We start from the raw sequence: 12,764 nt of genomic DNA, 5'->3' as shown, positions 1-12,764 counted from the left end.
TAGATATACGAATTTATAGAGATAAGTGATCAATAACAATATTAATTAACACTTAATCATCATAAATCTACACGGAATTTAGGGCTTGTATATGAAATTGAAATGAAAACTAAGTATTGAATTGCGGGCCGTCAATCACCAGCAGTGCCTGCACATCTTCCTTATCCTTACCTAACTGCACAACCAGTTGCTCAAGCGATTCAAATTTAACATCGCCGCGTACAAAGTGCAAAAATTCCATCCTGATCTGCTGGTTGTATATCTCGGAACTAAAATCAAAAATATTCACCTCGATATTGCGGGTCATCCCGTTAACAGTGGGGCGATGGCCAATATAGGCCATACCCGTGTAGCCTTTGCCGGCAATTTTAACTTTCACCGCAAAAATGCCGTCGGCCGGTATCAATTTGTAATTTTCTTCTATCTGGATATTAGCTGTTGGGTAACCTAACTCGCGGCCCAACTGGTCGCCGCGTACTACCTTGCCGGTAATAAAAAACGGATAACCCAGGCATTCATTAGCTATCCGGATGTCATTGGCCATTAAGGCTGTACGGATTCGTGTGGAACTGATAGCTACGTCGTTGATATCCTGCTCAGGTATCTCTACCACCTCAAAATTATACTGCGGTGCCAGGGCAAGCAGGTCCTGCAAGCCGCCTTGTCTGTCTTTACCAAAGCGGTGGTCGTAGCCTATTACAATTGTTTTGGTGCCAATTTTATTTACCAGTATGTCGCGGATATATTCTTCGGCAGTTTGATTGGAAAAATCTCTGGAGAACGGCGTGATAATTAAATGATCGACACCTAACTGCTCTAATAATTCTGCTTTCTCATTGATGGTGTTAATCAATTTAAGGCTTTCATCCTCCGGGTGTAGGATCATCCTTGGATGCGGAAAAAACGTCAAAATAACTGTTTCGCCACTTGTAGCGGCAGCCAGCTCCTTTATGCGCGATATTATTTTACGGTGCCCAATGTGCACACCATCAAAAGTGCCAATAGTAACCACGGCATTTTTAACCGGTGTAAATTCATCAATATGATTATAGATCTTCATTATCTTGATTTCACAAAGGTAAAAGGAGAATGCAGAATGGCGAAAGGTTTTTGCGGATTGAATGTAAAGATGTTACTGTACTTCTTTGCGCTGAAGCTCTTTAGCCTTCAGGTCACGAATGGCATCTACCAGTTCCATTATCTCGTGCGCGTCCTCAATTCTGTAATTACCGCTGCGGGTGCGCCTCAGTACCGACATGTAAGCGCCGTTGTTTAAGGCTATACCAAAATCATTAACCAACGACCGGATGTAAGTACCCTTGCTGCATACTACCCTAAAATCAACCTCCGGTAGTTCTACACGGGTTATCTCAAATTCTGATATGGTTACATTACGCAGCCTAAGTTCTACCTCTTCGCCGCGGCGGGCTTTTTCGTACAGGCGCTCACCATCAATTTTTATAGCCGAATGCGCGGGCGGGTATTGCTGTATGTCACCGGTAAATTGTGCACAGGCGGCTTTTATTTGTTCTTCGGTAAGGTGGCTGGTATCAAATTTTATCTCGGGCTCACTTTCCAGGTCGTAGGTTGGGGTGGTTGCGCCCAGTACCATGGTACCGGTGTACTCCTTATCCTCTGCCTGGAAGGTATCGATCTGCTTGGTCATTTTACCGGTGCAGATGATAAGCAAGCCTGTAGCCAACGGATCAAGCGTACCGGCATGGCCTACCTTAAGCTTCAGGGGCTTAAAAGAGTTACGCAGTTTGCCTACCACATCAAAGCTGGTCCATTTATAGGGTTTGTTGATAAGAAGGAGCTGCCCGTCGGCAAAGTTTTGTATGGAGGAATAAGAGGACACGATTTTATGATTTATGAATGGTCGGGATTAAGGTTTAGAAGAGATTAAAAGTAAAAAATCAATTTCTTAATCCATCAATCCTTAAATCCTGTTTAGATCACCTGCAAATTATGGCCGCTCAGGTAAAGGATAATAATTACCCCGCCTACCAAAATACGGTACCAGCCAAAAAGCTGGAAGCCGCGGCGCTCTAAAAATGTGATGAATGTTTTAATAGCCAGCAAGGCTACAATGAATGCAATTACATTACCTATAGCTAAAAGCTTAATCTCTTCGCCGGTAAACACATGCCCATCTTTGTAAAAATCGTAAAGCTTTTTAGCGGTTGCAGCAAACATGGTTGGTACGGCTAAAAAGAATGAGAACTCGGCAGCTGCCTTGCGGCTTAGTTTCTGGCTCATACCACCAACAATGGTAGCCGCAGAACGTGATGTGCCGGGAATCATAGATAAGCATTGAAAGAAACCGATTTTTAAAGCGGTTAAGTAGCTGATCTCTTTTTCTTCCTTCACATCGGGATTGTTAAACCATTTATCTACAAAAAGTAAAATGATACCACCAATAAACAAGGTGATACCAACCGTTAAGGCACTCTCCAGTAAAGCATCTATCTTTTTACTAAACAGCAAACCAAAAACAGCGGCCGGTATAAAGGCCACAAAAAGTTTATAGTAAAAATTGATGGACTGGAAAAAACGCTTAAAGTAAAGCACTACTACAGACAGGATAGCACCTAACTGAATGGCTACTGTAAAAAGCTTTACAAAATCATCGCTTTGGATACCCATTACAGATGATGCAATGATCATGTGCCCGGTAGATGATACCGGCAAAAACTCGGTGATGCCCTCTATTATAGCAAGGACAATTACGTGGATGATATTCATTATTTAGCGGCAGGCTTTTTTAAGATAGCATAAAAACCCAGCCCGAACCCTGCCAGTACTACAATAGGTGCAATCACAATTTTAGTGGTGCTGTAAATATCTGTAGTACCACTCATCAGCACAAAACCAAAAGCTACCACAGCTATGCTGATGATAAGCCACATGTAATTGTCTTTACTGAATATAAACTGAACAGGCGTGGTATTGCTTACCGGTGGCTGTGTTTTGCTTGCAGCTGTTTTTGATTGTTGCAGTGCCATATTTTTTACTTAATGATTTGTTGAATTAATGATTTATTGATTAGCTACAAATGAACTGATAAACAAATAAACTACCTGTACAGATCGTATATTTTTAAGCGTAAAAACTTGTTAACCGCCAGGAACGTGCTAAACGCCGAAATAAAGATACCCAGTATTACGATACCTAAAAACACCATCCCAAACTCGGCAGGGCTTTGCAGAATAACCAGATCAGGAATTTGTTTGTTTGCCAGGAACAAGGTACCTATCAATATTACAACGGCTATTAATGCACCTAATAAACCATGCCAAATCCCGTATAGTAAAAAGGGTTTACGTATAAAGCCTTTTGTTGCCCCTACCAGCTGCATAGATTTGATGAGGAAACGCTGCGAGTAGATGGCCAGCCTGATGGTATTATTGATCAACGCTACCGACAGGATGATGAAGATGCCGGCAAAGCCTAATATAATTAAGCTGATAGAGGTAAGGTTAGCGTTCATCTGATCTACCAGCGATTGCTGGTATTTAACTTCTTTAACCAGTTTATTTTTAAGCAGATCGTTTTTAAATTTCTCTATCCCTGCATTGTTGGCATAATCGGCCTTCAGGTAAATATCCAGCGATTGTGATAAAGGGTTATATCCCAGGAATTTCACAAAATCTTCGCCAAGATCTTTCTGCAGATTACGCGCTGCCAGTTCCTTGCTTACATACTGGGTTTGTTTTACCATTGGGTTAGCATCCAGTTGCTTTTGCAATTGCAGCACATCAGTTTCGTGGGCAGAATCATCCATAAATATATTCAGCACAATGTTTTCTTTAACATAGCGTGACAGGTTATTGGCGTGTACCAATATTAAGCCCAGCAGCCCTATCATCAATAAAACCATGGCAATCCCAAAAACAGTTGATATATATATCGCTTTTGTTTTTTTTGCCGATGCGCTTGCTTCAAATTCTTCCATGCGTTATTGTAGATAATTTGCGAAATTAACAAACCTGCCCTAAAGGTAAAAGTTTATAACGGATAATTAACAATTATTAACGAGAGACCCGATTGCTGGATTAAAGGATTAACAGGATGATGAATTAAGGATTGGATGAATTCGCTATCAATCTTTTTAATTTACACACAACTTACTAACCTGTCAATCCTTTAATCCAGCAATCGTGTCCATAGCCATCAACAAATTTAAGTTTCACCTGTTATCCGTATATGACAAAGCCAGCAAACGACCACGATAAACCATCCCCATCTGATACGCCAACAGAAAGGCCTGCCGATAACGGACATGAAAGTGTTGTTAAAAAGCAGGATGAACAATACCATGCTGATGAGCCGGAGCAAGAAAATGTAGCCGGATATTACGAAAACCGCGAACAGCCTGTGGAGCCGGTAAAGAATGCACCAAAAGAAGATCAGCCGGATGCATCTGATGATGACGCCCGTCGTTTGGAATCCAAATAATTTATTCTAAAGGTTTGGCTATGCCTGCCGAATTGAATTGAAGATCGTACAGTTTGCGGTAATAGCCGCCTTCTATTCTTAGCAATTCCTGGTGAGTCCCCATTTCTTTGATCTCGCCATGGTCAAGTACGATGATCTTGTCGGCATTTTGGATAGTTGAAAGGCGGTGTGCTATCACAATAGCCGTACGCCCCTGCATCAGCTTATTGATGGCATTTTGTATCAGCAATTCTGTTTCGGTATCTACTGATGATGTGGCCTCATCTAAAACCAATATAGCCGGGTTATACACCAGTGCGCGGATAAAAGATATTAATTGTGCCTGCCCTGCAGAGAGGGTTGCACCGCGTTCCATCACATTATAATCATAACCGCCGGGAAGGCGTTCAATAAATTCATGCGCGCCTACATCTTTGGCTGCCGCGATAATTTCTTCGCGGGTTATATCTGTATTATTCAGGCTGATGTTGTTACCAATAGTATCTGTAAACAAAAAAACATCCTGTATCACAGTAGCTATTTTAGAGCGCAGGTAATCTACCTTATACTCCCGTATGTCGTGCCCATCTACTTTCACTTCGCCTTTACCTATCTCATAAAAACGGTTTAAAATATTAATGGTTGATGATTTACCCGCACCGGTTGCTCCAACCAAAGCCAGGGTTTCGCCGGGCTTAATGTGGAAATTAATATCCTTTAATACCCAGTTTTCTTCATTATAAGCAAACCAAACATTATTAAATTCAATTTCGCCGCGCAAGGCCGGCGGGGCAAGTTTGCCCTCGTCAGTAGCTACTTCATCGGTATCTAAAACCTTAAAGATCCTGTCGGCACCTACCATACCCATTTGCAGGGTGTTAAATTTATCGGCCAGCTGGCGTATCGGGCGAAAAAGCATATTCAGCAACACAATAAACCCGGTAATAACGCCCGGTGTAATACCATTTGGCGATGCCGACAGCGCATGCATTTGCTGATCGTTCAGAATGCGTTTGCAGCCATACCAAACCAGCAGGGCTATACAAATGGCAAACAAGATCTCGACCACCGGAAAGAAAATAGAATAGTACCAGTTAGAGCGGATGTTGGCATCGCGGTATTTCAGGTTTACGGCCTTAAACTTCCGCATCTCCTGCTCCTCGCGCGAGAAGTACTGGATGATGCTGATACCACTGATGTGCTCGGCTAAAAAAGTATTTAACTGTGCCACCTGGGTACGCACTTCCTGAAACGATGATTTAATGGCTTCCTTAAACACATAGGTAGATGCAAAAAGCAACGGCATTGGGATCAGCGTGATCAGGGCAAGTTTCCAATCCTGATACAGCATAATGCCAATAACGGCCACTACCAGCAGCAGGTCGCCCATGATAGAGATTAACCCTTCCGAAAAAATATCGGCAATGGTTTCCAGGTCAGATACCGTACGGGTGATGAGCATGCCGATAGGCGTACGATCGAAATACTTTAAACGCAGGCTGGTAATGTGGTTAAAAACATCTATCCGCAGATCGCGGATAACCGACTGGCCCAGGGCATTGGTTAAAAACGTTTGGTAGTACTGCGCAATGGTTTGTATAACAAGCTGCAGCACCATTAAGCTAACCATAAATATCAGGCCGTTATAATCGTTACCTAAAATGTTTACATCAAGCGTACGCTGTATTAGTATGGGTTGTACAATGGCAACTGCCGCCAAAAAAATAGTCAGGAATGTAGCTATGATGAATGTACCGTTATATGGTTTTACATAGTGCATAACCCTGCCCATTAATTTCCAGTCGAGCGCCTTACCTGTTATTACACCCCCTCCGCCTCCTGAAGGGGGAACCGTTGACTTGCTATCTTTTATGTCTTTCGCCATCTATTAAACTTTATTTCCCTTTAGGGGGTTAGGGGGTATGGATATTTCACCTCTGTTAAATATAAGCCGCAAGCCGGTACGCTCATTCCCGCCTTGCTGCGGTTTTTGCTTTCTATTACCTTGCGGATGTCTTCCGGTGATATTTCGCCCCTTCCTATCTGCAATAAGGTACCTACTATAGCGCGCACCATGTTACGCAAAAACCTATCTGCCGAGATACGGAAAACGATGCCGTTATCTGTTTCTATCCACGCTGCTTTTACAATTTTACAATTATTGGTTTTAACCTGCGTATTACTTTTGCTAAAACAGCTAAAATCTGTGTATTCCATCACTATCGCCGCCGCCCTGTTCATGGCCTCCAAATCCGGCCTGTCGCGTATCAACCACGAGTAGCCGTTCAAAAAAGGATCTTTATTAAAGTGGATGTGATACTCATATGAGCGCTTGGTGGCATCGAAACGGGCATGAGCACCGGCATCTGTGGCAATAATGCTTTTTATGGCGATTGAGGGCGGTAAAAGGGCGTTTAAACTACGTTTGTCTATGGTCCATGGTCTATGTTCCATGGTCTCTACATCTATATGCGCAAAATACTCTTTGGCATGTACCCCGGTATCCGTTCTGCCGCAGCCTACTGTTTCTATGGGCTGGCGCAGCAATGTGGTAAGTGCCTTATCTAAAATTGCTTGTACGGTTACCGCATTGGGCTGCGCCTGCCAGCCGTGATAATTGGTGCCATCGTAAGCCAGTTCAATAAAATATCGTTGGGTGTTTGCCACACCGCAAAGTTAACATCATTTACGATTTTAGATTTACCAATTCCGTTCTATCTTTGCTTACAACATATAATCAAATAAAATGCTGCAAAGAATACAATCTATATATCTGCTTTTCGCTTCTTTAGTGCTTTTCGCCTTGTTTGTTTTTCCGCTTGCCCACAACATTTTTGTGGATGGTAAGCTGGTAAACGTTTCTGTAACCGGTGTTTACGAAATTGTGAACGGTACCGATAGGCAGATCCAGGCATTTTTGCCTTTAACTATCGTTACGGTTATTGCCGCATTAATACCCCTGGTGTTGATTTTTCTGTTTAGAAACCGCAAGCAGCAAATCACCATCAGCTATGTGGCTATCCTGGTATTAATTGGCTACAGCTTTTGGATGGCACAAACGGTAAAGGGTGTAGTTGGCCCAATAACGCTGGAATATAAAAACATGGGCATCGGCCTTTTCTTAACCTCGTTAAGTATCGTGCTTATTATTTTTGCCGTAAAAGCAATTCAAAGGGACGAAAAGCTGGTAAGATCTGCAGACAGGCTGCGGTAATTACCGACCACAGCTTTCACCCGGCTTCCACTTTACAAGCGTCAGGTTGTTTTCAGCTGCAAATTTATCGGCTTGCTGTTTGGTAAGCCCGTTGGCACAAAATTCATTCCCTGTAAAATTATCGGTAAAATATGCCGCACCTGTAGTTGCGATTTTAAAATCGGCTACTTTATCTTCAAAATCTTTCATAAATATTTAAGTTTTAGTTTAAAAATATACTACTAAACGGAACCCCTATTTTTATCCCTAATTCCCTGCGCTGATAAAATCTGGTCTCTTTATCTTCTGCCGAATTAAGCAGATCATAAAAATTAAAATAGAGCTCGAAATTTATTACAGCTTTCTCCTTTTCCTTATCAAGCAGGGATAGTGTGTAGCCTGTACCGGTAGTCCAATAAGGTTTATCTTTTATTTTAACCGGATTTTTCAGATCATCAAAATTCAATATCACACTGCTATACAGCGATAGCGCATTTGATTTTTTCTCGTTAATATATTTTGTTGCCTGGGCACTTAACGTATGCGCATAAAACTTTTTAAATGGCCCGGCATAGGCATCAACCTTATCCACAACCTCGCGCCTGAAAGATGGGGTATCTATATTTACCGTATTGGTAATTGATTGGGTTTTAGCACCAATAAAATTGTTATTGTTTGATAAAGAGTAGCCTATTTTATATAAAAATCCATTCTTAACAAGCCCTTTGCTGCTGTTTGACATAAAACGGTTAAACGATGTACCTACACTCCAATTGGTGAAAGATTGCTTGCTTAACTGATCTTTAACCGGCAATAAGCTGTTAAACACATTATACTTTTCTCCGCTGATGCTGACGTCAACATTCCAATATTCGATAGAGAAGCGCCTCCATTTTACATTCCTGGTTTCCAAATCAAGCAGCTGCTTGTAGTATGCATCTATCATGCCTTCGCTGCTGTAGCTACGGCTTTTTGCCATATAATTATTATACTCTTGCCTGTTTTGTGTTAATGCCAAACCGGTAGAATCATTATGTATCGTCATGCCTGTCAATAATAAAATCATTCTGCTTTTTATTTCAGCTACCGGAATATTACTTACTTCCTCAAAACGCTTTCCGGAAAATGCAGCAAACTTCTTTTTAAAATTAACCGAATCAGCTTCATTAAAATCATTTAAAGTACTGCCTACCTCGTTAGTACGTTGCTGATCTTTGCTTAAGGTTTGCCTCAGTTCCGAAACCTGCTTTCTAAATTTTTCCATCCGTAACAAACTGTCAAGATAGAACTTCTGATATTCTAAATTATAATTATCCAACAGGCGTGTTCTGTAAAGCGCAAGTGTATTACAACCATATATAGATGCACCTTCATAAAAGGTGTTTCTGGTTAAAAAAGTCATTTTCGCTTTGATGCCTACCCCGCTATTCAGGTTTTTATCGGCAAATAAAGATGCTATCCCATCGGTAACTCCTGCCTTGATGTTTATTGACAGGATGTTTTTTATCGGGTCGTTCTCTGATGATTTATAAAAAGGATTGTACCAGGATGTATTTAAGGTAATCTTAGAATTATCTTCAGAATACTTTATGGTTGCATAATTACCAACCGAGGGCATCCCATCTTCATTCAGGGTAATTTTAGTAAGATCCTGCCTTATCAGGCGGTTCATAGAGTATGTGGTGATATACTGATAATCGGTGTAGTGAAAACGCTTTTTTACATCTTCAATTGCTTTAAATTTTTTATAAAGCGAATCTGCCGGCTTATATTTTTGTTTAAAATTTTTATCTAAGTAGTTGCAATAGTTGCTGTCAGATAAAATATTTCTTAATATACTGTCACGCTTTACCTGCGCTGACAGCGCAAAAGCGTTTAAAAAAAACAATGCAAATAATAAAACTTTCTTCATGATCATACTTGATTAAATCTGATGATCGAAGATTGGTATAACCTAAAGGTTTTTAACGGGTGTTTACACCTATTATAATGGGTTATTTACCGGGCTACATAAACCTGCCGCTTTTTTCTATTTTGCGGTAAGGCTTGGCAAAAAAATTGCCCACCACCTGGTTAAACTGGTCCTTATAAACAATGGGGGTAGAATGGCCCGAATTAGGCAAAATCCACAGGTAAGCATTTTTAATTCCCTCAAATATCTCCAGGGTATGGCGCGTGGTAATTACATCATGGTCGCCGCCAATTACCAGGGTTGGGCAGGTAATTTTCTTCAGATCGGCGGTTTTAATATTGGGCTCGTATGATAATAAATGCATCAGTTTTAACTGGTTCTTCATTGCAGGCGTTGGGTTTTTCATCCGTTTCAGTGAGTCGGCGCCTTTCACGTTAACGGCCAATACCATTTTTTGCACAAAGGGGTCAACAGCTGTGGTGTCGGGCCTTAAATTAGCGCCGGTTACGGCCAGCTTCTTCACCTTATCCGGATGATACATGGCCAGCAACAGGCCCTCAATACCGCCGTCGCTCCAGCCTAAAACGTTGGCATTTTTTATTTTCAGGTGGTCAAGCAGGGCGTTAAGATCATCGCTTATCATTTCATAACTCAGCGAATCGGCACCATCAACAGTTTTCCCCTGTGCGCGGCTATCAGCCAGTATCACCTGATACTTTTTAGCAAAATAAGGAATCTGATAAATAAAGTTATTGATAGAGCCTCCGTTGCCATGGATGATCAGCAGTGGTTCGCCTTTACCATACACCTCGTAATACATTTTTATTCCGCGTAGTTCTGCATACTTACCAACAGCTTTATTACGGCCATAGGTGGTAGTATCCATGTCTTTTTGAAAGTTTTGTGCTAAACAAATCGACCCGGTTGTTAAAAATAAAAGTGCGGTAATAAAAGATAGGAGCTTTTTCATATTGTGTATGATTTATTTGCTAAATATAGCGATTGTAGCCGGTTTGCCCTATTGCCATAACTGTGGTTAACATTATTTGACTCTTTTTTATAAGTGACAAAAAAAGCACTATTGTGTACTGCTAACACTATGCTAAAAGGAAATAATGCAAAAAAAGCTTTGATTTTAAGCCTGTTACAGCCAAATCTTGGCGTTAAATTGTCATTATTAAAATTTATAAAACAGTATTTGATATTATAATTATTAATTGTACTTTTGCACCCGATTTGGCGATGTAGCCAAATACGTTATTTTAATTCATGAACCCATTTATTAATCTGGGAATCCGTCATGATATTGTTAATGCCATCTCTGAGTTAGGATTTGAAAATCCTACACCAATCCAGGAACAGTCAATTCCGGTATTGTTAACAGGCAGCAACGATTTTGTCGGATTAGCCCAAACAGGGACCGGTAAAACAGCTGCTTTTGGACTGCCGCTATTAGAACTGCTTGATTTCGAAGAAAATCATCCGCAGGCGCTTGTTTTATGCCCAACACGTGAACTTTGTTTACAGATCACAAACGACATTAAGAACTACGCCAAAAAAATGAACAACGTTAATGTTGTTGCCGTTTATGGCGGTGCAAGCATTCAGGATCAATTACGCCAAATTAAACGTGGCGTACAGATCGTTGTGGCCACACCAGGCCGTATGCTTGACATTATTAACCGCAAAGCGATCGATTTTTCGCAGGTTAAGTTTGTAGTATTGGATGAGGCTGATGAGATGCTCAACATGGGCTTCCAGGAAGACATTGACAGTATTTTATCTACCACTCCTGACGAGAAAAAAACATGGCTGTTCTCGGCCACTATGCCTTCTGAGGTTAGAAGGATCGCTAAAAAATACATGGATAACCCTTTTGAGTTAACCATGGGCGAAAAAAACACCGGCAACGTTAACATCGACCACGAATACTATGTTGTTCGTGCACGTGATAAATATGCCGCATTTAAACGCATTGTTGATAACAACCCCGAGATCTTCGGTATCGTATTTTGCCGTACCAAAATAGAGACTCAGGAAATTGCCGAATCACTGATCAAAGACGGTTACAACGCCGATTCTTTACACGGCGACCTTTCGCAGCAACAACGCGATAAGGTAATGAAACGCTACCGCGAACGCAGCCTGCAATTACTAATTGCTACCGATGTTGCCGCACGTGGTATTGATGTTAATGATGTTACACACGTTATTAACTACTCGTTACCTGATGAGATCGAGAATTACACTCACCGTAGCGGCCGTACAGCCCGTGCAGGTAAAACCGGTGTATCAATCGCTATCATCAACAGTAAAGAACTTGGTAAAATTCGCCAGATAGAGCGCGTTATTGGTAAAAAGTTCATCAAAGCAGAGATACCTACAGGTTTTGACGTTTGCGAGAAACAACTTTTTGCATTGGTACATAAAGTACATAATGTAACCGTAAACGATGAGCAGATTGAGCAATACATCCCGCGTATAATGGATGAGTTTAAAGACCTTGATAAAGAAGAGGTAATTAAACGTTTTGCATCATTAGAGTTTAACCGCTTTTTAGATTATTACAAAAATGCACCAGACCTTAACGCACCTACAGATGATTTCCGCAGGGATGGCGAAAGAGGCGAACGCGGCATGCGCGACTCTGGCGGCAAATCAGAATATACACGTTTGTTTATCAACTTAGGTAGTGTTGATGAGTTTAACCGCGGCGATCTGCTGGGTTACATTTGCAACAACTCTAAAATAAGCGGCCGTACCGTTGGTAAAATTGATGTTAAAGGTGTTTACTCTTTCTTTGAAGTGAACAATGGCGACGTTGAACAGGTAATGAATAACTTTAAAGGCGTTGAGTTTAAAGGCCGCGAAGTTAGGATCGAAGTATCTGGCGAAGGCACCAGCAGCCCACGAAGCGGCGGCGACAGACGTGAAGGTGGTTACCAAAGGCGCGAAGGCGGCGGCGGTTACAACCGCGATAGAAATAGTGGTGGTGGCGGACGCCGTGAAGGTGGTTTTAACAGGGATAGGAGCAGCGGCGGCGGTAACAGCGGCGGCGGTTTCCGTGATTTCTCTGGCAAACCACGCGAAGAGCGCCCGGAACGCCGCAGAAGATTTTAGTTAGTTAGTTTTCATAAGGGCTTTCGGAGTAGTTAACCGGAAGCATAGTTTTAGTTTAGTTTTGTTTACAAAGCCTCTCGTTTGTTAATCATCCGGGAGGTT

At 41.6% G+C, this 12,764-nt stretch carries 13 protein-coding genes; 3 read left to right on the top strand and 10 right to left on the bottom strand.

Annotation, left to right across the window (positions count from 1 at the left end; all coding sequences use genetic code 11):
* Positions 1-109: 109 nt before the first annotated feature.
* The 5 genes from E2R65_RS05725 to E2R65_RS05705 form a co-directional block, all read right to left on the bottom strand.
* Positions 110-1,060, bottom strand: coding sequence for a bifunctional riboflavin kinase/FAD synthetase (locus E2R65_RS05725; RefSeq protein WP_134335539.1), 951 nt, complete (start codon positions 1,058-1,060; stop codon positions 110-112).
* Positions 1,061-1,132: 72 nt separating this feature from the next.
* Entirely contained in the window at positions 1,133-1,858 is a 726-nt protein-coding gene (gene truB / locus E2R65_RS05720; protein WP_229704646.1) for a tRNA pseudouridine(55) synthase TruB, read from the bottom strand.
* 92 nt (positions 1,859-1,950) lie between these two features.
* Entirely contained in the window at positions 1,951-2,745 is a 795-nt protein-coding gene (locus E2R65_RS05715; protein WP_134335537.1) for an undecaprenyl-diphosphate phosphatase, read from the bottom strand.
* Complete coding sequence (locus E2R65_RS05710) at positions 2,745-3,005, bottom strand: DUF3098 domain-containing protein (RefSeq protein ID WP_134335536.1); 261 nt, start codon at positions 3,003-3,005, stop codon at positions 2,745-2,747. Before E2R65_RS05710 ends, E2R65_RS05715 begins: the two co-directional genes overlap by 1 nt.
* Positions 3,006-3,076: 71 nt before the next feature.
* Positions 3,077-3,955, bottom strand: a complete 879-nt coding sequence (locus tag E2R65_RS05705; RefSeq protein ID WP_134335535.1) for a cell division protein FtsX — start codon at positions 3,953-3,955, stop codon at positions 3,077-3,079.
* A 251-nt stretch (positions 3,956-4,206) separates the two neighbouring features.
* Between E2R65_RS05705 and E2R65_RS05700 the strand changes: the two genes are divergently transcribed.
* A complete protein-coding gene (locus E2R65_RS05700) occupies positions 4,207-4,458 on the top strand; it encodes a hypothetical protein (protein ID WP_134335534.1) in 252 nt (83 codons plus the stop codon).
* 1 nt (position 4,459) lies between these two features.
* Here the strand turns inward: E2R65_RS05700 and E2R65_RS05695 are convergent, their stop codons facing one another.
* Both E2R65_RS05695 and truA read right to left on the bottom strand, forming a co-directional pair.
* Positions 4,460-6,229 (bottom strand): ABC transporter ATP-binding protein, encoded by a 1,770-nt coding sequence (locus E2R65_RS05695; protein ID WP_229704659.1) that lies wholly within the window; start codon positions 6,227-6,229, stop codon positions 4,460-4,462.
* A gap of 113 nt (positions 6,230-6,342) precedes the next feature.
* A complete protein-coding gene (gene truA, locus E2R65_RS05690; protein WP_134335532.1) occupies positions 6,343-7,104 on the bottom strand; it encodes a tRNA pseudouridine(38-40) synthase TruA in 762 nt (253 codons plus the stop codon).
* A gap of 79 nt (positions 7,105-7,183) precedes the next feature.
* Here truA and E2R65_RS05685 point away from each other — a divergent pair, with 79 nt between their 5' ends.
* Entirely contained in the window at positions 7,184-7,651 is a 468-nt protein-coding gene (locus E2R65_RS05685; protein WP_134335531.1) for a DUF4293 domain-containing protein, read from the top strand.
* Here the strand turns inward: E2R65_RS05685 and E2R65_RS05680 are convergent, their stop codons facing one another.
* From E2R65_RS05680 to E2R65_RS05670, 3 genes are all read right to left on the bottom strand, one after another.
* Positions 7,652-7,840, bottom strand: coding sequence for a hypothetical protein (locus E2R65_RS05680; protein WP_134335530.1), 189 nt, complete (start codon positions 7,838-7,840; stop codon positions 7,652-7,654).
* Between the two features lie 13 nt (positions 7,841-7,853).
* Positions 7,854-9,542, bottom strand: coding sequence for a hypothetical protein (locus tag E2R65_RS05675; RefSeq protein ID WP_134335529.1), 1,689 nt, complete (start codon positions 9,540-9,542; stop codon positions 7,854-7,856).
* Between the two features lie 94 nt (positions 9,543-9,636).
* Positions 9,637-10,512 (bottom strand): alpha/beta fold hydrolase, encoded by an 876-nt coding sequence (locus tag E2R65_RS05670; RefSeq protein ID WP_134335528.1) that lies wholly within the window; start codon positions 10,510-10,512, stop codon positions 9,637-9,639.
* 299 nt (positions 10,513-10,811) lie between these two features.
* On the opposite strand from E2R65_RS05670, the gene E2R65_RS05665 reads away from it, so the two are divergent.
* Entirely contained in the window at positions 10,812-12,662 is a 1,851-nt protein-coding gene (locus E2R65_RS05665) for a DEAD/DEAH box helicase (protein ID WP_134335527.1), read from the top strand.
* Positions 12,663-12,764: the final 102 nt, after the last annotated feature.

The organism is Mucilaginibacter phyllosphaerae, assembly GCF_004378255.1.
Taxonomy (GTDB): domain Bacteria; phylum Bacteroidota; class Bacteroidia; order Sphingobacteriales; family Sphingobacteriaceae; genus Mucilaginibacter; species Mucilaginibacter phyllosphaerae.
This window is presented reverse-complemented; position numbering and strand designations above follow the sequence as displayed.

Bases quoted from the DNA above. Each gene is read 5' to 3' on its own strand.
- E2R65_RS05725 (WP_134335539.1), bottom strand. From the start codon at position 1,060: ATGAAGATCTATAATCATATTGATGAATTTACACCGGTTAAAAATGCC.
- E2R65_RS05715 (WP_134335537.1), bottom strand. From the start codon at position 2,745: ATGAATATCATCCACGTAATTGTCCTTGCTATAATAGAGGGCATCACC.
- E2R65_RS05710 (WP_134335536.1), bottom strand. From the start codon at position 3,005: ATGGCACTGCAACAATCAAAAACAGCTGCAAGCAAAACACAGCCACCG.
- E2R65_RS05705 (WP_134335535.1), bottom strand. From the start codon at position 3,955: ATGGAAGAATTTGAAGCAAGCGCATCGGCAAAAAAAACAAAAGCGATA.
- E2R65_RS05700 (WP_134335534.1), top strand. From the start codon at position 4,207: ATGACAAAGCCAGCAAACGACCACGATAAACCATCCCCATCTGATACG.
- E2R65_RS05695 (WP_229704659.1), bottom strand. From the start codon at position 6,229: ATGGGCAGGGTTATGCACTATGTAAAACCATATAACGGTACATTCATC.
- E2R65_RS05685 (WP_134335531.1), top strand. From the start codon at position 7,184: ATGCTGCAAAGAATACAATCTATATATCTGCTTTTCGCTTCTTTAGTG.
- E2R65_RS05680 (WP_134335530.1), bottom strand. From the start codon at position 7,840: ATGAAAGATTTTGAAGATAAAGTAGCCGATTTTAAAATCGCAACTACA.
- E2R65_RS05675 (WP_134335529.1), bottom strand. From the start codon at position 9,542: ATGAAGAAAGTTTTATTATTTGCATTGTTTTTTTTAAACGCTTTTGCG.
- E2R65_RS05670 (WP_134335528.1), bottom strand. From the start codon at position 10,512: ATGAAAAAGCTCCTATCTTTTATTACCGCACTTTTATTTTTAACAACC.
- E2R65_RS05665 (WP_134335527.1), top strand. From the start codon at position 10,812: ATGAACCCATTTATTAATCTGGGAATCCGTCATGATATTGTTAATGCC.